Below are 22059 nucleotides of genomic sequence, written 5' to 3' on the forward strand. Positions count from 1 at the left end.
TCTTCATCCACCACTTACCGGTGGAATGAACGCTACAACATCATTCGTTTGAATAATATCATGATCAAGTGCATATTCTTCATTTACTGCTACCATCACATGCTCTAACGTTCCTAGCTCATATTTTTTTCCAATTAGCTCTTTCAATTCTTTAACTGTTGTTGATACGAGCGAAATCTCAATCAGTTCTTGTCCTACTTTTTCCTGGAGATGTGCAAACAATAAAACTCTAATCATTCTTTACTGCTCCCCTCTATGGGTTTCCCTTCTGGATATGGCACTTTTTCTAATTGATCACCAATCCAAGATTCCCCATCTTCCCAACACTCTTTTTTCCATATTGGGACGATTTTTTTTATCCGCTCTATCGCATATTCATTTGCTTCATAGGCATCTTTACGATGTGGAGTCGATACAGCTATCACAACAGCTATTTCTGAAATTTCCAATTTACCAATACGATGACTGATGGCAACTTTTGCATCCTTCCACTTTTCATTAATTTCTAATCCTATTTGTTCTAGCATTTTAACAGCCATCTTTTCATAAGCCTGATATTCAAGTGATAACGTTCGTTTCCCATATGTAAATTCTCTAACAGTACCTATAAAGGTTGTAACTGCTCCTGCTTCATTACGAATCACTTTATTCGTGATTTCCTCAATTGAAATAGGTTCTTTTACAATTTCATATAAAGCCTTATTCAATAAACCCACCTACTTTATTTGTTAATAGCCATTCTATGCACTCATCCGAATCTTTGAACGTTCTATATTTATCAGCTATATCTTTTGGTAGATCAATAGAAGTTAGAATGCAAACTACATTTATTAATCCTTTTAGCATTTGAATCCCTTCAAAAGATCTTATAAGAACAACTTTTGGGTGTGATTCAGACTTGAATCCCTCGATAACAATAACATCTAATTGAAATGGCTTATACATAGTAAGCAGTTGTGAAAGTGTTAATGACGCTTTTTCTGAATTCAGAAGGATCGATCCATTCCCCTCTACTATTGATACATGTGCACCTGCCTGCCGGTGTTTTCCTGAGTCCTTATGAAGATCCTCATGCTTCAACACTCCTGGATGGCCATGATGCTTAATCGTTCCTACTTTTAATCCTCGTCTTGTTAATGAATTAATATAATTAATAATAAAAGTTGTTTTCCCGCTATCTTGATACCCCACTATTTGAATGACTCTGCCCATGATGTCACACTTCCTATTTTGTCATCAATAAGTAAAATATCAACAGCATCGCCTTTATGATACCCTCTCGTACCTCCTGGTAAAACGATAAATACATTTGCATCAACTAGTGATGTTACTACATTTGACTTATCAAGACCAACTGGAGAAGCAATGATCATTCCATTAGAAAATTCCATTTGACCTCTAACAAATCTAGTAAACGGATTTGGCTTAATAAAGTCTTTTCCTAAGCTAGCAGAAACTTTTTGAAGGTGAGGTTTTTTAGAGTTTAAAAAGGATCTGACAACAGGACGAACAAATAACTCGAATCCTACAAAGCATGCAGATGGATTACCCGATAACCCAAATAATAATTTCCCGTTTACTTCTGCGACTGTCGTTACACTCCCTGGACGCATTGCTACCTTATTAAATAATATTTTTGCACCTAAACGATTATAAATTTCAGGCAGATAGTCATAGTCACCAACTGAAACTCCACCAGTTGTAATCAAAAAATCAACATTATCCAGTTCTCGTTTAACAGCTTCATAACACTTATCAAGTTCATCTTCTAGTTTTCCTAAATAAATCGGTTCTCCACCACTTCTTTTTATTTGTGCTTCAATCATAAATGAATTACTATTCCTGATTTTACCGGGCACTAATGGTTCCCTAACATCTAAAAGCTCGCTTCCAGTTGCAAGAATCCCTATTTTGGGTTTCTTCATAACAGGAACAGTATCATATCCAAAGGTAGCAAGAAGTGCAATTGTACCTGGTGAAATGGAGGACCCCTTCTTAACTAGTATACTACCTTCGTTGGTGTCTTCTCCTTTATATGAGATATTATCACCTTTTTTAAAGGGTCTTTTTATCGACATACATACTTTGTGACCACACCGATATACTTTCGTTAATTCGAGCATTACTACAGCATCACAACCAGTAGGAATTTGTGCTCCTGTCATAATACGTATTGCTTGATTTTCCCCTAGTGTATACTCACTTACACTACCAGCTCCTATCTCATCGATCACTTCAAATTGTGTTGGATCTTCTGACGTTGCATGCTGTGTATCAATCGAGCGAATCGCGAATCCATCATACGGTGACCGATCAAAAGGTGGGACAGGGTGATCTGCAATTAAATCGTCCGCTAAAAACCTACCATAACTATCTCGCAAAGAGACAAATTCACGTTGGCCCAGTTTTGAGTAACTAATTACTTTTTCTATTGCTTCCTTAACAGCTAATGGTTTTCTTTTCTCTACCATCCTATCACTCCGGTTTTAAATATTTTCATTATGTTGTTTTGAGTTGTCTTTAGATTCAGATATTTTACCATTAGTAAGTAATTCTTTGTAATCTTCTTGTGAGTTTATATTACAAAAACTTTTAACTTCAGTATTTAGATCATGTTCTGAGACATAACACACTGTTATCTTTTCAAGAAGTTTAATTACTCTATAGTCACCATCACGAAGCTGCTGTTCTATTTTATCTAAAACCGTATAATGGTATATCCCTATAAGTGGATGGAGCTTACCCTTTATTTGTGGAATTATCGCTTGTACTTGATCATTTCTCAAATTTAATAAACTATGTATTGTTTTTCTCTTTATTAACGGAACATCGCAAGAAATAATCACATACCATTTTGCTTTTTTATGTTTTATTGCTGTATAGATTCCAGCTAAAGGTCCCTTACCCATTACACTTTCATCGTCTTCTAAAATTTCACAGGATGTTTTTCCTTTAAAATGACTTACCAAGTCAGGTTGACTGATAATAATTTGCTGATCTGTATTCTCACTCATCGCATCTATTGAATATTTCCAAAAATCTTGTTCTTCAAAAGAAGCAAAAGCTTTAGGTTTACCAAAACGTCTAGACTTACCACCAGCCAATAACACACCAACTATATCATGAAAAATCGTCACCACACCCTTCATATTGATTTTAACCCTTAAATAGAGTGAATAGTTATGATATTTCACACAAAGAAAAAAGCATAAGAGCCCGTTCAACAACGTATGAACTGGAGTACTCCACAAAGAGATAAAGAAAAAGCGATTCGACGACTTATCTCGTTGCGGAAGTGGAGATCACTAGTCGCTGCGGCTTCTAGCCGACACCAATCTTTGCAAAAAAAGCCAGCCACCATATCTTGGTAACCGACTTCACACCTTCCAAATATCCATTGACATTAATTCGCAAACAATGCCAAAATCCCATACTTATTCAGCATTCTCAAGCTCTGCTAAAACACGATTCACTCGTTTTTCTAGCATTTTCATTCCGCTTCCACCAGCTTGGAAATGACGGAGCTTTCCTTCTTTATCAAATACATAGTATGCAGGTACATATTGATTTTCCAATTTATCAGTAAATTTATGCTCACTATCTACAAATATTGGTTGAGTAATATCATGTTCCGCAGCAATTTTTTTTATATCATCAATATTTAAATCATCTTCTGAACGTGGCATATGTACAGCAACCACATTTAATTTCTCTTTATATTGATCACGAAATTCATTAACTTGGGGCATAGCTTCCTTACATAAGTGACAGCTAACTGACCAAAAATGGATAAGAGTTGGTTTTTCTCCAATTAGTTGTTCTCTTGTAACCTCACCATTTAACCACTCAGTTGCACCTGTAAGTTCCGGCATCGGCTCACGTAATTTCATTTTTCTTCCTCCATTCATTAAAAAGCCCTACAGGAATTATTCGATAAAGGTATCAATTAATAAATGTAATTAGCTTATTCTTACCATATTGAAATTATATTATCGTTCTATATCGAAAAAGGGGCTGACATATTAAGATTGTCAGCCTCCTTTAAATAGTCACACTACAGCTTAAAGTGTAGCTTGACCAGGTTTCCAGTTTGCTGGGCAAAGTCCACCAGTTTGAAGTGCTTGTAGTACGCGAAGTGTTTCGTCTACGTCACGTCCAATGTTGTTGTGGTTAACAACAGCGTATTGTAATTCACCATCTGGATTAATAATGAATAATCCACGAAGTGCAACACCCTCTTCTTCAATTAACACACCATATTCACGTGAAACGACGTGATTAGTATCCGCAGCTAAAGGATATTTTAAATCTCCTAAGCCATTTTCTTTTCTGTCCGTGTTGATCCAAGCTAAATGTGTGTGAATTGTATCAGTTGATACACCGATTACTTCTGCATCTAAATCTTCAAATTCATCATAACGATCTGACACTGCAGTAATTTCTGTTGGACAAACAAATGTGAAGTCCATTGGATAGAAGAAAAGCACTGTCCATTTGTCATTTTTCATATTCTCTTCTAAACTTACTTTTCCAAATTCCTTGTTTGCTAATACAGCATCCATTTCAAAGCGTGGTGCCTGTTTACCTACCATACGTTCTGCCATTATGTAATACCTCCAATTAATTTTTTACGTGATTGGCTTACCTAATTGAGAATATGTAAATTACCCTCAACAACTTTTCGCGCCCAATACAGTGACCATTATAGGACAAGCATCCTTTTTAGTCAATATCAGATAATAATCATTTTAAGAAAAGCATTTTACAACTCATCTAACAACTTTCATTATTCCCTAACTTATATGTTAGATTCAAGTATTTTGCCTCATGAGCATGATTTTGTAGTTGTACTTTCGTCAAGATTCATAAATTGATCAAATCTATCCAGTTATTGTTTAACATAATCCTTCTTAGGGTATAGATCATATTAGCTCATTGGAGCAAACACTCGTTATGAATTATTAATAATGAATGAAAAGAAAGGAATGTTTTATGAATTTACATATTTTAGAGAACTTAAACTGGACATTGCTCATAACAAACACAGGAATCATCTTGTTAAAGCTACTTGGTATTATCATCGTCTTTTTAATTATTAAATCAGTCGGAAAAAGAATTATCAAAAATATGTTTCAACGTGTAAAAAATAGAGATAATTTATCAGCAGGACGTGCTTTAACATTACAGAGCTTATCATTGAATATCTTTTCATACATCCTTATTTTTATTTTCATAGTTATGGTATTTGAAGTATTTAACTATGATGCAAAAGCATTATTAGCTGGTGCAGGAGTTATCGGCTTAGCTGTCGGGTTTGGAGCACAAGGTCTTGTAAGTGATGTAGTAACAGGATTCTTTCTTTTATTAGAAAAACAAATTGATGTTGGGGACTACATTACAGTAGCTGATTTTGATGGTGTTGTAGAGCAAGTTGGTCTCAGAACAACACAAATTAGGGGCTTTGACGGTACCCTTCATTATGTACCGAATAGAGAAATAACAAAAGTAAGCAATCACTCCAGAGGTAATATGAGAGCTCTTGTTGATATTGGGATTTCATATGATGATGATATTGAACATGCAATGGCGGTTCTCCAAGAGGCTTGTGATAAGGTTGCTCTCGATGACCAATCAATTGTTGAGGGCCCTAATGTTATCGGTGTACAAGCCCTAGGCACATCCGACGTTGTCATCCGAATTCTTGCTAAAACTGAGAATATGCAGCAATGGTTTGTGGAACGCAACCTTCGAAAAGCAATGAAAGAAGCACTAGATGCCAATAATATCGAAATACCATTTCCACATCAAGTCCTTATCGAAAAGAAACAGCCATAAGAAAAGTGCAAGTGCGTTTTGCAAGGTATGAACTAGAGAACTCAGTTGAGGTAAAAGAAACACAAATGGCACAAATGTCGATGTAGACTTAACTTAGGATATGATCGTTTTGCTAAGTACTAAGCCATAAAAAATGGAGGCTTACCCTTTATGTAATAAACGTTAAGGCAGCCTCCATTTTCTATTTTTAAAGATTTATTTTACTATCAACCTGTTGACATATTTCGTCAGCTGATAAGCCAATGGCTTCAATGACAGAACCAGCAGTTACTGCATTGCTAATCCCCATGACATTGGCATCCTGCCCTGTAATTACACAACAGTCACAACCTTTTGCATCACTTTCATTGGTTAATTGGACAACGTCATAGCCTTTTTGTTGTAAAGCTGCGGATACATCTGATAATGATTGTTCTACACCGATTTTTGGCATTATTTTATCCACCTCCTATATGTATTGTGTACACGGATGGATAAAATATACTTACTTATTCCTGATTTGCTTTGAATGCTATATACTTGCTCATTAACTCAACTGCAACCTTAATTGCAGATTCATTTGGCTCCAGTTTGGCATGGTGTAAACCATATGATGAATCAACTCCTAACCAAAACATAAATCCAGGAATTTGATCTACCATATAACCAAAGTCTTCTCCTGTCATTGCTTCTTTACATTCCTGGACAGTGAATTCTGTACTTTCTGCTGCAAATTCCATAAATTCAGTCGTTAAGACCTCTTCATTGAAAACTTGGTGATACATAGAACCATAGTCTATTGTTGCCTTACAGGAAAAGCCAATTTCTACTCCTTTAACAATAGCTTCTATTCTTTCTTTCACTTTTTCCATTGATTTTACAGATAAAGTCCGTATGGTTCCTTCGAGTCTAGCATGTTCAGCGATGATATTTTGTACAGTACCACTGGTTATTTTTCCAATTGTAATAACGGCACTATCTAAAGGGTCGACATTCCGTGCCACAATCGATTGAAGTTGTGATACTAATGAGCACGCTGCTACAACCATGTCATTTGTTGTATGAGGATAAGCTGCATGCCCCCCCTTACCTTTTAAGTCAATAAATAATTCAGAGGTATTGGCGAATAGTAAACCTGATTTTGTTGCAATTGTACCCACGGGTAACTCTGGAGCAATGTGAAGGGCTGTGATAATATCTGGTCTCCATAACTTTCCATACTCACTGTTTAACATCGGTTCTGCTCCACCAGGGCCTTCTTCAGCTGGTTGAAATAAAAATAATACATGGTCAGCTACTGGATGCTTTACGAAATGAGACAAAATTCCCAACGCAATTGTCATATGAAAATCATGACCACACGCATGCATATATCCTGGATGACTTGATTTAAAATTATATCCTGTTTCCTCAGTTATCGGCAATCCATCGATATCCGCCCGGTAACCAATTGTTTTTTTAGGATTCGTACCTTTTACTAAAACAAATATTCCTGTTTTCCATGACTTAATCTCTAATCTTTCTTCTGGAAATTGACTTAAAGCCTGTATTATATATTGTTGGGTTTTAAATTCTTTATACCCTACTTCTGGTATTTGATGAAGCTCTCGACGAATTTTTATTAAGTTTTCCATTAACATCCTTACACCACCGTATACAGAAGGCGTGGATTTATCATCCACGCCCGCTACTTTTTATAATTGTCTTAATTCTTGTTTGATTTCTGTTTTTGATTTTGTCTTTTCATCTATCTCTTTAATTTTTCGTGCTGGAGTACCTGCAACAACTGTATATGGTGCTACATCATCAATAACAATTGCACCTGCTGCAACTACGGCACCTTTACCAACAGTTACACCTTCTAATACAACTGCGTTAGCACCAATGACAACATCGTCTTCAATTACAACTGGCTTAGCTGAAGGCGGCTCGATTACGCCGGCTAATACTGAACCGGCTCCGATGTGACAGTTTTTCCCTACTGTTGCACGACCACCAAGGACAACATTCATATCAATCATTGACCCTTCACCAATTACACTTCCGATATTGATTGATGCACCCATCATGATAACTGCATTATTGCCAATTTCAACTTGATCACGGATAATTGCACCCGGTTCAATTCGTGCTTTAATACCTTTAAGGTCAAGTAAAGGTATCGCAGAATTACGGCGGTCATTTTCAACCACATAATCTTCAATTTGATCCTTGTTCGTTTCTATTGCTTTTTGAATTTCAGCCCACTCACCAAACACTACACCAGTATTACCAGTAATAAATGTTTGTGCGGACTCACCAAAGTTCACACCTTCAATATTTCCTTTTACATAAACTTTAACCGGTGTCGATTTTGTACTGTTTTGTATAAATGAGATAATCTCATTTGCATCCATCATTTTCATATGTATAATTCCTCCTCAAACTTGATTCATCATTCTTTACTGTATCAAAGGATCAAACAGTTGACAAGTCATGATGATCAAGAAGTTATCATCTATATTTTTAATAATCATTTTTGTTTTTTACAATATCTAAAAAAGCTTTTACTTGTTTTAATTGAAAAGATGATTGATATCCTAATAACCATGTATCTCTTTTTATTGGGTTGCCACCTTCATCTAGTAACGGAATTTTATAAACATTTTTTTCTTCTTCCTTTAATGTTACTGATGGTAAAATCGCATAACCTATCCCATTGAATGCCATTTGCTTACATGTTTCTATCTGATCTACAACAATTGTTCTTTTCGGAGATATTTTGAATTGATTAAGCCACCAATCTTGAATTTCCTGGTAGTATGTAGAATCACTTTTAAATTGAATAAATGGCCTATCAGTAAGTAAGACATCCTCAACTCTTTTTATTTCTGTATCGACTAAATAAAGCGTATCGGTTAAAAGATGTTCCTTAATACCCTTCCATTCTGGATTCCCACGTATAATACCAATATGAACATGATCTTCATACATACTTTTCAAAATTTCACTACTCCACCCTGTAACAAGGGAAATCTTAGCGTGAGGATATTTTCGTACATAGATTTTTAATACTTCAGGTAACCAATGCTGACCAATAATTGATGCAACGGCAAGCTTTAATGTCCCATGAACCTCGCCTTCTAATTCTAAAATTTGTTCTCTTACCTTCTCTTCTTTATGAACAACTTCTTGCGCATAAGAAATAACTCTCTCTCCAGCAGGTGTTAAAGTAAGCCCTTTTTGTGAACGGATGAAAAGTTTGAAGCCCCATGACTTCTCTATTGTTTGTAGACGTTGTGACAAAGCTGGCTGGGATACAAAAAGTCGTTCAGATGCTTTCCTCATATTCATTTCTTCAGATAACACAACCAACATTCTCAATTCTGATGTTTGCAAAATAAACACCTGCTTTTTTATAAGTTTTTGCAATAATTTTTCACTTTTTTTAACACTTTCCTTTGAAGCTGTTCCTTCAATAGTACTATTCTAAGATTTTTCCTTTTTGGGTAAAAACATAATCAGAATAACGCTTAGAAGTGCAAATCCAAAAATAAACAAAAAGACATCATGTAGTGCAAATTCGAGTCCTTGTTGAAGTATACCCTTAGCATTTTCTGACATGTCACTGTTCTGTGAAGGATCAAGTAAAGCTGTAGTGGAATCAAGGTCCAATTCATCTGCATATCCTTTGTTTGAGAAATAAGTTAACAGTCTACTATTTAAAATACCTCCTAATAATGCTGCTCCTATTGTACTTCCTACATTTCTCATAAACATATTAGTAGCTGTTGCTACTCCTCTTTTATTCCAAGCTACTGTGCTCTGAATAGAAACAATGAATGCTGTGGCCGTTAACCCCATTCCTACTCCAATCAAAAATGATCCAGTAGCAGCAAATAGCGGGCTATGATCACCAGATAATAAGATAAAAAGGACGCTGCCACAAACTAATGAAATCCCACCTAATATGGAAGTTGTTCTAAATCCAATCGTCAAGATTGCTCGACCAGAAATCATTGCCGCAATTGGCCATCCTATTGACATTGTTGTTAGTGTAAAACCTGCTACAATTGGTTTCTCTTCCATAACGCCTTGAACAAACGTTGGTAAAAAAGTCGAAAGACCTATTAAAATAACACCAGTTGTTAATGATGTAAGGTTGGCAATTAAAATCGATTTTTGACTCCAAAGTTCAAAAGGCATCATCGGGTCCTCAACTTTTCTTTCATAAACCACAAATGCTCCCATACTAAAAAGAGATATAGCGATTAATAAAAGAATTGGTAAGGATAGCCAATCAAAGTGAACACCACCTTCAACAAGGATAAACATAAAGGAGGTAACAGATAATGTAAGGAGGAACGCACCGATATAATCAATTTTAGGTTTTTGCTTTTCAATTTTTTCGTGGAGGAAGAAATATAAACCAGCGATAGCAAACACACCTAGAGGAACATTTATCCAAAAAACGAAACGCCAGCTAACATACTCAACAAGAACTCCTCCGACTGCCGGCCCCATGATAGCAGATATTCCCCATACACTTGATAAGTAACCTTGAACTTTCGCTCTCTCTTCTTTCGTATAAATGTCACCTACAATCGTCGAGGCAATTGGCATTACTGCCCCTGCGCCAAAACCTTGAACGAATCTAGCGAATATCAGAAACTCCATTGATGAAGCCAATCCACATAAAATTGATCCTACTAAAAAGATCAAGATTCCAACTGTTAGTACTGGTTTTCTGCCGAATAAATCAGATAATTTCCCATAAATCAATACAGTTACAGCATTCATTAACAGATAGGATGAAAATACCCAACTATATAAGGAGAAATCACCTAAATCACTAACAATAGCAGGCATTGCTGTCGCCACTATCGTCGCTTCAATAGCAGCCATAAACATGGCTAACATAACTGTTGCTAATACTAATGGTCTTTTTGTTTTATTAGGTATTGAATTCTTTCGTATAAACACTTGTCCCACACCTAAACCACCTTTGTTCAATTAATTAATGATCTCCTTTTTTGTACTAGAATATATATGTGCTTTTTACATAGATTTGGTGTCTAGCTCCAGCGCCTAGCCCCTCGAGGTCATAAGCCACTGATGAATTGAAGGAAAGGACACCTTCATTTCATCAGCGTCTTATGCTTGTCGGGGCTGACCAAGGCGTTTGGGCTTTTCTTTGTCACGATAAAAAACGATGTTATGAAGATTTCATTCATTAACATCGTTCACAAACGAAAAATTACCATTTACAATGATTTACTTTGATTTATAGACCTCTTTAATTGTTTTAAAATAGCTCTTCTTGTAAATATTCCTTCAAAAACTGTTTCATTATTTTGAACACAGACAAAAGCGTGATTTACCACCAGATCTAATCCTTTTTCTAGTGTATCCTCTAGATAAAGTCTAGGTATCTCGGTATTCATAACTTCTTCAACCTTCATATTTTCCAATTTTTCAAATTCAATTCGCTCTAAGCCGAATATACTGTCCATTATTAAATTCATACCGATTAAACCATGAAGCTTAAACGTTGAATCTAAAACTGGAATTGCTGTATACCCTGTTTTAGTTAATACGAGTAAAGCATGCTCAAGATTATTGCCCAGTTGTACATGGGCCACTTTATCCGCTGGAATCATTAAATTTTTTATTGATTCATTTATTAAATTATCTGTTTCAAAACTAAACATATTTATTCTTCCTCTCTAAATACATAATCTTAGCCAACTACTATAGAGTAAGAGATTTTATAATTTAACCTATTCTATCATAACATATTGTCTGCATCCGTTTATGTTTTGATAATGACAAAAGGATACTCCGTAAAGAAGAGTATCCTATTTTGATAATGATAAAACTCTTTTTAATTCCTATATACTCTTTTCTAATAGGTTGTTGCACTCTGTAGGATTTGCAGCTTTTTTTATAAAAAGTGACAATGTATATTCGAAAAAAATGCATAATGACGGGGACAATGCCTATAGAAACGAAGAATGCCAATCTTTATGAAATTAGCCTTCGCATACCATAAAAAGAGGATCATATGTACCTAATTCATTTAGCTTAATCGATCAAAAAGAGAAACTAACCGAAGATATGTCATATGATCGGTATTCTTTAACCCTGCTTCAATATCATTTAATTCACTACTTATAATCTCAAGCTCATACTGTTGGTTAAATAAAATTTCAATCAAGAGCTTTTCATCTTCAGTTGTTAGCTTTTTTAACGAAGTATCCATGGTAGCCTCCCTATTATTCGATTAGGATATACGGAAATTACGTTTTAACATGACATTTCAACTAAGTTTGATATCAAATTAATCGTCTTAGATGTAAATACTTATTAGTTAAGGCCTTTTCTATAAGTTTGTTGCCCTAGTACTATGTAAATCCACGTTATCTCCAGTGGAATATCATAGTAATTTAGCGAAAAGAGCACGAAGATATACTTACAACGTGTACATTAGTACTTTTTACGGAAAACAACATTCTTTGTGAAAACCACCTCTAGTTAAGAGTAAATTAGGAACTAAAATTATTTTGTATACCTATTCGCGTAGCTGAAAGCAGTGTATGCTTCCGGTTTTATTTTTGCTTCAATTCCCATTGCTTCAATTCTACCTGTCATTTCCTGTATCAAATCTTTCGTTAGTCCCTTTCTACCAATATCTAAATGAATTTCAAACAATAAGTCTGCACCTTCTGTAGCATATGGGATTAACAAATCCGTTAAATGACTTAAATAATCGGTTACAAAGTAATAAGCTATTTCTTGACTCAAAGCTGTTTCCTTTGAAATTTTTTCACGCACACTTAATATTGGGCGTTTCTCACTATAAGCCTTCAAGCAACCCCAAGCACCTTTCCCAACACGATGTAGATGTATGGCTGTGATAAACTTTGTTTCATGTTGATGAACATGGGAATCGGACCCTATGGACAACACATACTCTGATCGGGGATCTGTAAGAATAAATTGTTTTATTCGTTCTAATACAATTTGAAAAGACATATTCGTTTCTGAGACATTATAAAAGATAAAGGATTCGTTCATATCTCATCTCCTTGCCAAGATTATCATCGATATTAACCTACATCCTAAAAAGGGTACTCTTTCTACTATATGTATAATGCAAGTTGAAGTATGAACATTTAAACATAAAAAATAGCCATGTCTTTTAGACATGGCTATTCTCCCTTACTCGTCTCAATGTTTTTTATTGATTCATGACAATTAATACAAGTAAAAATAACATTCTGATTTGATTGTGCTGTCAATGATTTGCTTAGCGGTTGCCCTTCTTGGCAAAACGGGCAAATCACCTTAGGTTCTCTTCTCATTTTGCCTCCTGTGAACACAGAATGAAAGTCAGTAATTTCTTCAACGTCAATTAATCATTGGACTTTATTCGAAAATGACTGATAAATGTCAGAGCTACAGAGGCTTACAAGAGATAACCTCATTATTGAAGTAAGTCAAATATTTCTATTGCAATCATATCGATATTGTCAAATTGATATGATTGAGGTTTGTCAGCCTTTTGATAAACCTCTAATTCGTAAGTATTACTCTTATCGAAGTATTTAACACTACAACGCTTTTCTCCTTCAACCTCAAAGAAACGCTGTAAAGGTTCACCAGAACCAGAATTTTCTTGTAAATTTTGCAGTCTTGTAATAATACCTAATAGTTGTGACACTAGATATCCCCCTTCCGGAAGAGTTAACTTATAACTGATTCCTAATATTTAATCTTGTTTTACTCTACCATACATTCTACCCACTAAACAACGATTCGATAATCTATTTTTCACTTTTCGCCTTACAATTTTACACTATGTATGAAAAGATTACCAAATAAATCCTTACTTCTTTTGCCGTTGTTATGTAACTTAGAAAATAACCTTTATTATTGTAACACATATTCATTTGAATCATGCTATTAAGAAAGATTACTTTTATTTTTTTATTAATAGAAGTTTGTGTAGGTCATTTTAGTTACCCACTATTAACTATTATACAAGATGGCTGTTTCGCAAATGTTGTTGATTTTTGGACTAAAGAAATTTTTACGGATTTAGCCTCTCTTCGTTCTTTTCGCATATTATTCAGACACTTTTTTTATTAACTTCTTCCGTTTTCACAAAAAACCAATGACCGATTTTTTTTAGATTGAAAGCAACAAAACTTTTAGAAAAAAGCCTACAAGATAAAGGTGAATATGATTTTCACTAAGTAACATCCCTTTATGTTATATTACAATTAACTAATTTGATTAGATAACTTCTACATATTTAATAAGGCTTTGTTAAAATTGAAGGTTATTTCCTTTCCAGACGTTCGCTTTTAGTGGGCGGTCCGGGAGTCTTATCAATGCGTGGGCCTGCGGGGGTCTCACATTAACTCACTTCACCCGCAGGAGACTGACACTCACGTCATCCACTTTAGCGTGATAAATCTACCATAAGCTTTAACATAGCCTTTAATAAAGTAAATGAAAGGAGAGATTTCTTTGGAAAAAATAATTACGTTGTATACACAACCTAGTTGTCCACCTTGTAAAATCACTAAACAATTCTTAGATCATCATCATATAGCCTATTATGAGAAGGATATCAGTGTAGATACAGATGCTCGTGATAAGTTAGTCAATGAACTAAATTCATCGACTACTCCAACAGTTACTATTGATTCCTCTGTTATTATAGGTTTTGATTTACAAAAACTTGAAAAAGTTTTAGGTATATAAAATCCTTTTAGTTGTTGGATAGTTGAAATCATAGGATAAAAATGGCAAAAAAGCTTGGTGACCAGCCAAGCTTTTTTTACACTATATTAAAAGGGGTTTGGGGAAAACGAGAGTTAATGACTAATCAAATTCCTACTTAGTACTTGCATCTAGGGAGAAAACAAATTAAAACAATCAACTACAAGTAAACTCGAATGTCATATAGAAACAACTGAGTAATCGTTCTCTCAATTATAATGATAATGATTATCAGTATCATTGTCAATCATTTATAGAAATTTTTTTCTAGAATTATTGAAATCGTTATGCTGCTTCCTTTAATTAGATTTTTCCGCATGGGAATTACATAAAAGTTTAATAAAATAGATTGGTCTTTAAAAAAAAGGTACGAAAGCTTTGAGTTGAAAGGGATAGCTTAATAAATGAAGAACTTGATCCCAAAATAAATCGGGTTTGTACATCTTTAATAATCTGTAAATCTTCTTCCTTCACTGAAATGTCAGAATGGTTTTGTTCAGTATAAGGCAACTTATTAACATTTTGTTGTTCCTGATATACCTCGGGGTTGGTTGCATCGATGTCAATCGAATTTATTTTCCAACCTTCATTTGAATATTCAAATTTCATCACTTCATAATGATCATCATAGGCAACAGGACCTTCTGTTGTAGCTGGGAAATACTCATAGACAATTAGCATTCCCTTTTCCATCCTTACTTTTGTAGACTGCGTATAGGTGAAAAAAGGTATTGTATAGACTGGAAAATCAGTTCCGTACACAATAAATTTGCTCCCTAGTGGTTGGACATTTTCATTTATATAACTCTCAATAAGTTCGGCTTCGAAATATTTAGATAAAATACTTTTTATTTCATCCATCGATCTAGCTTTTTCAGTAAGAGAAATTTGTGCGTTATATGCATTTTTCACCGTTGTTAATACTTCTTCTCGTGTGGGACTTTCAGGTTCTTCAGCAAATACTTGTTGTGAAAGTGATAAAAGCAAGAATAAAAACAATAGGCCACTACTTTGCAGAAGTTTTTGTTTCAAAGAGACTCATCCTCTCATTTAATGATTACAAGGGAACATCTTCTATCCCCAACCTTTATTATGTTTTTACCCTTTAGACGATTAACTAATCTCGATTGTTTCACTTTTTTTATAACATGACATTAGTAACGATTAAAAAACAGCATAAAAAAGGGCGGAGAGTTCCGCCTACCAAGAAATTGTAAAAGTTAAGTATATAATATAAGCCACTGAGAGTATGGCCGTTATGATCAAAATCCAAAATATTGGGTTAAGACTATATGGATGATCCTGAATCTTTTCATTAAGTTGTGAATCAAATTTAGCCCCATTTTCATTAGCAAGCTTCCCAACTCTATACGTATAAATTAAGCTTGCTGCTAGAACAATTAATGCTAATATACCTAACACAGTAGTTAATACACTCATCTATCTGTCACCCCTTCTGTTTATTATGATGACTCAGGTAGTGAGTAAATATCCTTTGTGCAATGCTTTTATTTTTTTTCCAATAGTTATTACCTATCATTATTAAATAAGCTGCATGGATTTTTTTACTGTTCGTATAAAGCATATCAATAATAATTATTTTAACTCACAACAGACCCTCTTGTTCATACAGAAACTCATACGACAAGTCTATAAATAAATAGTGTTCCTGGTTTAACGGATAAGAAAAAGTCCTAATTAAATCGCCTTTTTCAATATCACTATAAACATCGCTTAAAAAGCCTTTTTTATTGTATCTCATTTTCATAATGTTAGCTAAAAAGTACGGACGCCAACTCCAATTGTTTAAATAATATTTCGGTTGAATTTCCCATTTTTTATCTTTAAAAATATTTACAGATTGTTGAAACCCATCTTCATCACAAATATATATTCTGAAACAACAATCATCCAATTTTATGGCTAACTCCGCCAACAATTGATTATAATCCTCATATTGCTTTCCAATTTTTGTTATTAGCTGATGGATACGAAGATGGAAATCCTCCGTAAACCGATAAAGTCTTTCTAACTTCTTTTTCTCAGATGAGGTATAGTGCTGAAATTCCTTTTTTAGCCTCTCTTTACAATTGTCTCGATTTATAAAATTTCTTTTTGGTTCATCAAGAAAATAACCTTGATAGTATCTTCCCCCATTTTTCCAAGCATATTGGAGTTGGAAATCAACTTCAATATCTTCATACAAAAGCGTTGCACCAATTTTTCTAGCTAATAGAGAAATTGAATATAATACATCATAATAAGACTGTAGGGGTGACGTTAACCTTAAAGGTTGTAAGTCAATTTTTAATATATCCGGTGATAGTAAACCTATTCGATCTAAATTACTGCTTTCTTTGCCGATATTATCAATTGCAACCTTGATGCCATATGTCCGATAATAGGTCAAAAGGTGATATAGTTGTTCCATATCCCCTTTAAAGTTATGCTCAGTAATTTCTATCACTATTTGATTAAGTTGTAATCCGTGGTCTCGCATTTCAATAAGATGTTGAAGAAAACTTTCACCATGATCAATCATAAGTAAATTAGCGTCTCTGTTAATAAATAGAAGGAGTTCAGGATCTTTGAGTTGTAGAAATTCTTCAATCGCACTATGTAATATAAAATCGTCAACCTCAATTCGATATTCATCAGGTACATTTTCATCCTGAAAGAACGAACCTAAACTTTGAATATTTCCATTCATCTTAATTCTCCCTAGTACTTCATAACCAATTACTCGTTGTTCATCTGCACTAAAAATCGCCTGGTAGTTAGGAATAACTCTTTCCAAATTCGTTAAAACATCTAATGGATCCATTGAAATCCCCTCACCTATATCTATCTAAATTATCTATGATTATATCATATAAAGGAAGAGTTTAGCTCGATATACTAAGTGTTAACCAACAAACCCTATGTTGATCAACACTCATTAAATAAGCGCAAGCTCATGTTACGCAACGTATGAACTAGGGCACCCCGTTTCAGACGTTGGAAACACTTAGAGTGACAGTGATTCGATGTTGACTTTGTGTATAAGGACGGTAAAGTTCACAGCCGCTAGCCTCTTGAACTAGATGTCGAAGACCAATCCTAAACGACAACTAAAAATCACCTCGTTAGATTGCTAAATAGGCTTTTAAAACGGTGATTGATTTAACCACTGTCCACCATCCATTGTGACACATTCTCCATTAATATATGAGGCATCATTAGAAAGGAGGAATGCAGCAAGTGCTGCAATTTCTTCGGGAGTACCTAATCTACCTAAAGGTACACTTTTTAACGTCCTTTTTGCTGCCTCCTCTGATTCCCATAATTTCTCTGCTCCCCCTGTTCTTTCAATTGGGCCAGGAGCTATAGCATTAACTCTAATGCCATATTTTCTTCCCCATTCAACTGCCAATGTCCTAGTCATGGACAAAACTCCAGCCTTTGCAGCAGCAGAATGAATTACACCTGCACCTGCATTCCATGCATAGGTTGCAACCATATTCAGAATAACACCTTTTATCTGATTATCTATCCAATATTTCCCGATTGCAGAACTACAATAAAATGTACCATTTAAGACAATATCAATAACCGACTTCCAACCATTATTAGATAAATTTTCAGCAGGACAAATAAAATTCCCTGCAGCATTATTAACAAAAGCGTCAATTTTACCAAACTTCTTATCAACTATCTTTATCATTTCCGTAACCTTCTCGGCATCACGAACATCTAATTGAATTGGATAAACCTGATCTTCAAATGTCTCAATTTCTGCCTTAACTACCTCTAACTTTTCTAACGTTCTTCCAATAATCACCACTGAAGCTCCATCAGTTGCAAACCGTTTCGCCATCTCTTTTCCCATACCATTAGAGCCACCAGTAATGATGATAACTTTATTCTTCACTAAAATCCCCCCCTTAAGAAGCACGCACAAGCGCCTTGTTCAGCCCCTACAAGCATATACGCTTAGAATAGAAGCTGTTATATTTCCCTTCAATTCCTAAGTGGCTTATGACCTAAGAAAATAGGATTTAGTATTTCCCCCCGAGGGGCTAGACATCCGACTTTTTCAAAGTCAGACTGCTGGAGCTAGACACAAAACAAAGTACAGAACATATAAATTCTGATACCCAAAATGAATGGTTATTCATTTTTATTTTACCATAAAACCATACCATTTTCTAACAAATTATTGAGTTGGAAACATTGAGTTTTTCGTAGAAGTAAAAAATTAAACCATGTTATACTAGCTGTAAGAAAATAAGAATGAATAATGGTAGTCAGTAAACTTATTTTTTTCGTTATTAAGGTGGCTTCTATTGTTTTAGAATTCAAATCTGGAAGCACAAGACGCACTGGTGGGAAGTTTTTATTAGTACTAAAGCAACAAACTTTTAGAAAAAAGCCTAAATAATAGACTAGATAAATACAATGGAGAATGGTTGGTAAACATGACAAAATTATATTCAAGGAGATCCTTCCTTAAAGGTTTTTTCACCTTTTCTTTTGCTAGTGTTTTTACAGCAGCTGGAGGTTATACTTACGCCCGATATATCGAACCAACATTATTAGATATTGTAAACCTATCAATATCACACAAAAAAATCCCTAAAACCTTTCACGGTTTTAAAATAGTTCAGTTCAGTGATACACATTTAAGTGATTTCTTCACAATAGAAAGATTAGAAACAATCGTAACGAAAATTAATCAACTATCCCCAGATCTTTTACTCTTTACTGGAGACTTAATGGATGAGCCCAATCAATACACAGAAATAAATAAGATTGTCCCTGTACTTGAAAAACTAAATGCACCTTTTGGAAAGTTTGCTGTATATGGAAATCATGATCATGGCGGCTATGGAACAGATATTTATAGAAATGTGATTACAATGTCTGGCTTTACTTTATTACAAAATGAAGTGGCAACCATTCCAATGATTGATGGGAGTAAAATTGGTATCGCAGGTTTAGATGATTTAATGTTAGGAAAACCACAGTATGAAGGTACATTAGGAAATTTAAATGAGATATTATTTAATATATTACTAGTTCATGAACCAGATGCAGCACTTGATACAAAAAATTACCATATTGACCTCCAATTATCAGGACATAGTCATGGCGGCCAAATTCAAGTTCCATTTTATGGTCCGCTCATCACCCCACCTTTTGCGAATGAGTATCCCGAAGGATTGTATGAAGTAGGAAAGATGAAGCTCTATGTTAATCGTGGCCTCGGAACTACGAGACTGCCGTTTAGATTTCTTTCCACACCCGAAATTACTGTTTTTACCCTTCAATCACAAGAATGATTTGACAAAGTAATATTAAAAAGTAGGAAAACTCAGGTAATGAGTCTTCCTACTTTTATACAAAATTATAAATTTAAATTCATTTCATTTGGTGGTACTGCCTTACTAAATAAATAACCTTGTCCCTTTTGACAGTTCATATTTGATAAAAATTCTAGTTGTTCATCTGTTTCAATACCTTCAGCAACAACCGAGAGACCTAAATGATGAGCAAGATGCAAAATAGTTGTAACAATTGCTTCATCCTTTTTGTCAATCAGTACATCTCTAATAAAGGCCTGATCGATTTTTAATGAGTCAATTGGAAACTGCTTTAAATACATTAAAGATGAAAAACCAGTCCCAAAGTCATCAATAGAAATTGTCACACCTAACCTTTTTAATCTCTTTATCAAACTTAGTGCCTCTTCTGCATTTTGTAATGCACCTTCTGTTATTTCAAACTCGATTTGAGCAGGATTAATTTGATAAGTAGTAAACAGAGATGAAATCATCTCAACAAGATGTGTCTGTTGAAACTGTTTCGCTGATAAATTAATAGCTATCACAGTGTCCTCTATGGCATTTTCTCTCCAAGTATATAATTGTTTACATACTTCTTCAACTACCCATTCGCCAATAGGGATAATTAAGCCTGAATCTTCAGCAATGGGAATAAACTTTCCCGGAGAAATACTACCTAACTCCGGATTTATCCACCTTAGAAGTGCTTCATGGCTTACTACCTTACCAGTAGCTAAGTCTACTTGTGGCTGGTAATACAAAATAAGCTCATCTAGTTCAACTGCCCTTCTTAAAGCAGTTTCTATTACGATCATTTCATTACTATTTGTCTCCATTTCTTTTTCATATAGTTGGTAATTTGCTCTGCTACGCTGCTTCACTACATATAAAGCCTTATCAGCATTCATAATTAATTCCTGTTCTTCACTACTATCATCTGGAAAGATACTAATCCCTATGCTTAAAGACATATAATATTCGATGTCATCTATATAAAAGGGCTCTTTAAACATTTTAATAAGTAGCTTAGCTTTATTTACTGCTTCCTTACGATCAGTATTGAGCAAGACAAGTATAAACTCGTCACCTCCATGACGATAAACATAAAAGCTGGGGTGCTCGATTAAATTTAAACGAATCCCAACTTCAACCAATAGTTTATCACCGCTATTATGCCCTAGTGTATCATTTATCATCTTGAAGCGGTCAAGGTCCATATACATTAGCGCTAGTGGCTGATCCTTTTCTTTACTAAGTGCTATAAACTTTTGAATGTCTCTTTTTAAAGCTCCTCGATTTAAAAGTCCAGTTAATGGGTCATGATACGCCATATGTTCAATAACAGATGCTTGCCTTGACTTTTCTGTTATATCTCTAAGTATCAGAAAAATACCGCTAACCTTTTGATTCGTTATGATTGGTACCGTTTTGAAATGAGTATGAAGCTGATTATCCTTTACGTTAACAACTTCATCACCTTCTACAGCATTCCCGCTAATTGTTTGACCATATGCCTTGTGAAGTACATCTTGAAAGTGATTATCAAATAGTTCAAAAATACTAACACCCTTGAGGTTTCGATCGTCACTAATCATCGTCTTCGCTGATGGATTTACCGTTCTTATCCTTCCCAGTAAATCAAGCGAAAAAATCGCATCCACATTATGATCAACAAGTGACTTATACCTTTCCTGACTTTCTACAAGTAAATTTTTTTCATGCATCCGTTCTGTAACATCTCTTGTTACCCCAATTATATAAATTACATTATCATTATTATCTAAAATTGGTGTTAATATTGTCTCGCCATATGTAAAAGTCTTTTGATCAATCTCCAACTTATCTTGATACGAATAAGGTTTCTTTTCTTTAAGTGCAAATGAGTAGTTATTAAATAAATGATCAGCTATCCTCTTAGTATGTAAATCATAAAATGTCTTGCCTATATAGTCAGATGCCAATTTCGCATGTACCTTCCCAACTTCATTCACAAATAAGTATGAAAAAGAATGGTCTCTTTCCACCTTCATGATATAAATAAAATCATTAATGTGATTGACAATCACCTCAAAAATAAATGATTCAATTTCAAGCGACCATTTATCTTTACTAAAATCCTGCTTCATTATGTTAAGAAAGTTGTCCATTCATC

The 22059-nt window shown here is 34.5% G+C and carries 26 protein-coding genes; 4 read left to right on the forward strand and 22 right to left on the reverse strand.

What is annotated here, in order from left to right; all coding sequences use genetic code 11:
- Positions 1-3 precede the first annotated feature (3 nt).
- From moaD to mobA, 5 genes are read right to left on the reverse strand one after another with little or no spacing between them, the layout of a single operon-like run.
- On the reverse strand, positions 4-237 hold the full coding sequence (gene moaD, locus AC6CHR_RS09510; protein ID WP_498248408.1) for a molybdopterin converting factor subunit 1: 234 nt from the start codon (positions 235-237) through the stop codon (positions 4-6).
- Positions 234-707, reverse strand: coding sequence for a molybdenum cofactor biosynthesis protein MoaE (locus tag AC6CHR_RS09515; protein ID WP_498248409.1), 474 nt, complete (start codon positions 705-707; stop codon positions 234-236). Before AC6CHR_RS09515 ends, moaD begins: the two co-directional genes overlap by 4 nt.
- Positions 700-1212: a molybdopterin-guanine dinucleotide biosynthesis protein B gene (mobB, locus tag AC6CHR_RS09520; RefSeq protein ID WP_498248410.1), complete on the reverse strand. Its 513-nt coding sequence runs from the start codon at positions 1210-1212 to the stop codon at positions 700-702. Before mobB ends, AC6CHR_RS09515 begins: the two co-directional genes overlap by 8 nt.
- On the reverse strand, positions 1191-2471 hold the full coding sequence (locus AC6CHR_RS09525) for a molybdopterin molybdotransferase MoeA (protein WP_498248411.1): 1281 nt from the start codon (positions 2469-2471) through the stop codon (positions 1191-1193). The genes mobB and AC6CHR_RS09525 overlap by 22 nt, the downstream gene beginning before the upstream one ends.
- A 15-nt stretch (positions 2472-2486) precedes the next feature.
- Complete coding sequence (gene mobA, locus AC6CHR_RS09530; protein ID WP_498248412.1) at positions 2487-3149, reverse strand: molybdenum cofactor guanylyltransferase; 663 nt, start codon at positions 3147-3149, stop codon at positions 2487-2489.
- A gap of 81 nt (positions 3150-3230) precedes the next feature.
- Between mobA and AC6CHR_RS09535 the strand changes: the two genes are divergently transcribed.
- Entirely contained in the window at positions 3231-3371 is a 141-nt protein-coding gene (locus tag AC6CHR_RS09535) for a hypothetical protein (RefSeq protein ID WP_498248413.1), read from the forward strand.
- A gap of 63 nt (positions 3372-3434) precedes the next feature.
- Here the strand turns inward: AC6CHR_RS09535 and AC6CHR_RS09540 are convergent, their stop codons facing one another.
- Together AC6CHR_RS09540 and ahpA are read right to left on the reverse strand one after the other, a co-directional pair.
- The gene (locus AC6CHR_RS09540) at positions 3435-3890 is read right to left on the reverse strand and encodes a TlpA family protein disulfide reductase (RefSeq protein WP_498248414.1); all 456 of its coding nucleotides are present in this window, start codon (positions 3888-3890) and stop codon (positions 3435-3437) included.
- Positions 3891-4061: 171 nt separating this feature from the next.
- Positions 4062-4604 carry a biofilm-specific peroxidase AhpA gene (gene ahpA / locus AC6CHR_RS09545; protein ID WP_498248415.1) on the reverse strand — a complete coding sequence of 181 codons (543 nt, stop codon included), beginning with the start codon at positions 4602-4604 and terminating at the stop codon, positions 4062-4064.
- A gap of 388 nt (positions 4605-4992) precedes the next feature.
- On the opposite strand from ahpA, the gene AC6CHR_RS09550 reads away from it, so the two are divergent.
- On the forward strand, positions 4993-5835 hold the full coding sequence (locus tag AC6CHR_RS09550; protein ID WP_498248416.1) for a mechanosensitive ion channel family protein: 843 nt from the start codon (positions 4993-4995) through the stop codon (positions 5833-5835).
- A gap of 187 nt (positions 5836-6022) precedes the next feature.
- On the opposite strand, the gene AC6CHR_RS09555 is transcribed toward AC6CHR_RS09550, so the two are convergent.
- The 10 genes from AC6CHR_RS09555 to AC6CHR_RS09600 form a co-directional block, all read right to left on the reverse strand.
- A complete protein-coding gene (locus AC6CHR_RS09555) occupies positions 6023-6268 on the reverse strand; it encodes a YkuS family protein (protein ID WP_498248417.1) in 246 nt (81 codons plus the stop codon).
- Positions 6269-6323: 55 nt separating this feature from the next.
- The gene (locus AC6CHR_RS09560) at positions 6324-7454 is read right to left on the reverse strand and encodes an N-acetyldiaminopimelate deacetylase (RefSeq protein ID WP_498248418.1); all 1131 of its coding nucleotides are present in this window, start codon (positions 7452-7454) and stop codon (positions 6324-6326) included.
- 54 nt (positions 7455-7508) lie between these two features.
- On the reverse strand, positions 7509-8219 hold the full coding sequence (dapD, locus tag AC6CHR_RS09565; RefSeq protein ID WP_498248419.1) for a 2,3,4,5-tetrahydropyridine-2,6-dicarboxylate N-acetyltransferase: 711 nt from the start codon (positions 8217-8219) through the stop codon (positions 7509-7511).
- A gap of 100 nt (positions 8220-8319) precedes the next feature.
- Positions 8320-9192 (reverse strand): transcriptional regulator CcpC, encoded by an 873-nt coding sequence (gene ccpC, locus AC6CHR_RS09570; protein ID WP_498248529.1) that lies wholly within the window; start codon positions 9190-9192, stop codon positions 8320-8322.
- A 90-nt stretch (positions 9193-9282) separates the two neighbouring features.
- The gene (locus tag AC6CHR_RS09575) at positions 9283-10713 is read right to left on the reverse strand and encodes an MDR family MFS transporter (RefSeq protein ID WP_498248530.1); all 1431 of its coding nucleotides are present in this window, start codon (positions 10711-10713) and stop codon (positions 9283-9285) included.
- Positions 10714-11057: 344 nt separating this feature from the next.
- A complete protein-coding gene (cbpB, locus tag AC6CHR_RS09580; RefSeq protein WP_498248420.1) occupies positions 11058-11504 on the reverse strand; it encodes a cyclic-di-AMP-binding protein CbpB in 447 nt (148 codons plus the stop codon).
- 368 nt (positions 11505-11872) lie between these two features.
- Positions 11873-12055, reverse strand: a complete 183-nt coding sequence (abbA, locus tag AC6CHR_RS09585; protein ID WP_498248421.1) for an antirepressor AbbA — start codon at positions 12053-12055, stop codon at positions 11873-11875.
- Positions 12056-12351: 296 nt separating this feature from the next.
- Entirely contained in the window at positions 12352-12870 is a 519-nt protein-coding gene (locus tag AC6CHR_RS09590; RefSeq protein WP_498248422.1) for a ribonuclease H-like YkuK family protein, read from the reverse strand.
- Between the two features lie 134 nt (positions 12871-13004).
- Positions 13005-13157 (reverse strand): hypothetical protein, encoded by a 153-nt coding sequence (locus tag AC6CHR_RS09595; RefSeq protein ID WP_498248423.1) that lies wholly within the window; start codon positions 13155-13157, stop codon positions 13005-13007.
- A 122-nt stretch (positions 13158-13279) separates the two neighbouring features.
- Entirely contained in the window at positions 13280-13516 is a 237-nt protein-coding gene (locus tag AC6CHR_RS09600; RefSeq protein ID WP_498248424.1) for a YkuJ family protein, read from the reverse strand.
- An 830-nt stretch (positions 13517-14346) separates the two neighbouring features.
- On the opposite strand from AC6CHR_RS09600, the gene AC6CHR_RS09605 reads away from it, so the two are divergent.
- The gene (locus AC6CHR_RS09605; protein WP_498248426.1) at positions 14347-14565 is read left to right on the forward strand and encodes a glutaredoxin family protein; all 219 of its coding nucleotides are present in this window, start codon (positions 14347-14349) and stop codon (positions 14563-14565) included.
- Positions 14566-14919: 354 nt separating this feature from the next.
- Here the strand turns inward: AC6CHR_RS09605 and AC6CHR_RS09610 are convergent, their stop codons facing one another.
- From AC6CHR_RS09610 to fadH, 4 genes are all read right to left on the reverse strand, one after another.
- A complete protein-coding gene (locus AC6CHR_RS09610; RefSeq protein ID WP_498248427.1) occupies positions 14920-15615 on the reverse strand; it encodes a DUF3993 domain-containing protein in 696 nt (231 codons plus the stop codon).
- A 168-nt stretch (positions 15616-15783) separates the two neighbouring features.
- On the reverse strand, positions 15784-16023 hold the full coding sequence (locus tag AC6CHR_RS09615; protein ID WP_498248428.1) for a hypothetical protein: 240 nt from the start codon (positions 16021-16023) through the stop codon (positions 15784-15786).
- Between the two features lie 166 nt (positions 16024-16189).
- Positions 16190-17407: an EAL domain-containing protein gene (locus AC6CHR_RS09620; protein WP_498248429.1), complete on the reverse strand. Its 1218-nt coding sequence runs from the start codon at positions 17405-17407 to the stop codon at positions 16190-16192.
- Positions 17408-17728: 321 nt separating this feature from the next.
- Positions 17729-18499: a 2,4-dienoyl-CoA reductase gene (gene fadH / locus AC6CHR_RS09625; protein ID WP_498248532.1), complete on the reverse strand. Its 771-nt coding sequence runs from the start codon at positions 18497-18499 to the stop codon at positions 17729-17731.
- 541 nt (positions 18500-19040) lie between these two features.
- On the opposite strand from fadH, the gene AC6CHR_RS09630 reads away from it, so the two are divergent.
- On the forward strand, positions 19041-19904 hold the full coding sequence (locus AC6CHR_RS09630) for a metallophosphoesterase (RefSeq protein WP_498248430.1): 864 nt from the start codon (positions 19041-19043) through the stop codon (positions 19902-19904).
- Between the two features lie 65 nt (positions 19905-19969).
- Here AC6CHR_RS09630 and AC6CHR_RS09635 read toward each other — a convergent pair whose 3' ends face one another.
- Positions 19970-22054, reverse strand: a complete 2085-nt coding sequence (locus AC6CHR_RS09635) for an EAL domain-containing protein (protein ID WP_498248431.1) — start codon at positions 22052-22054, stop codon at positions 19970-19972.
- Positions 22055-22059 lie beyond the last annotated feature (5 nt).

The sequence above is a fragment of the Metabacillus sp. GQ13 genome, assembly GCF_059758525.1.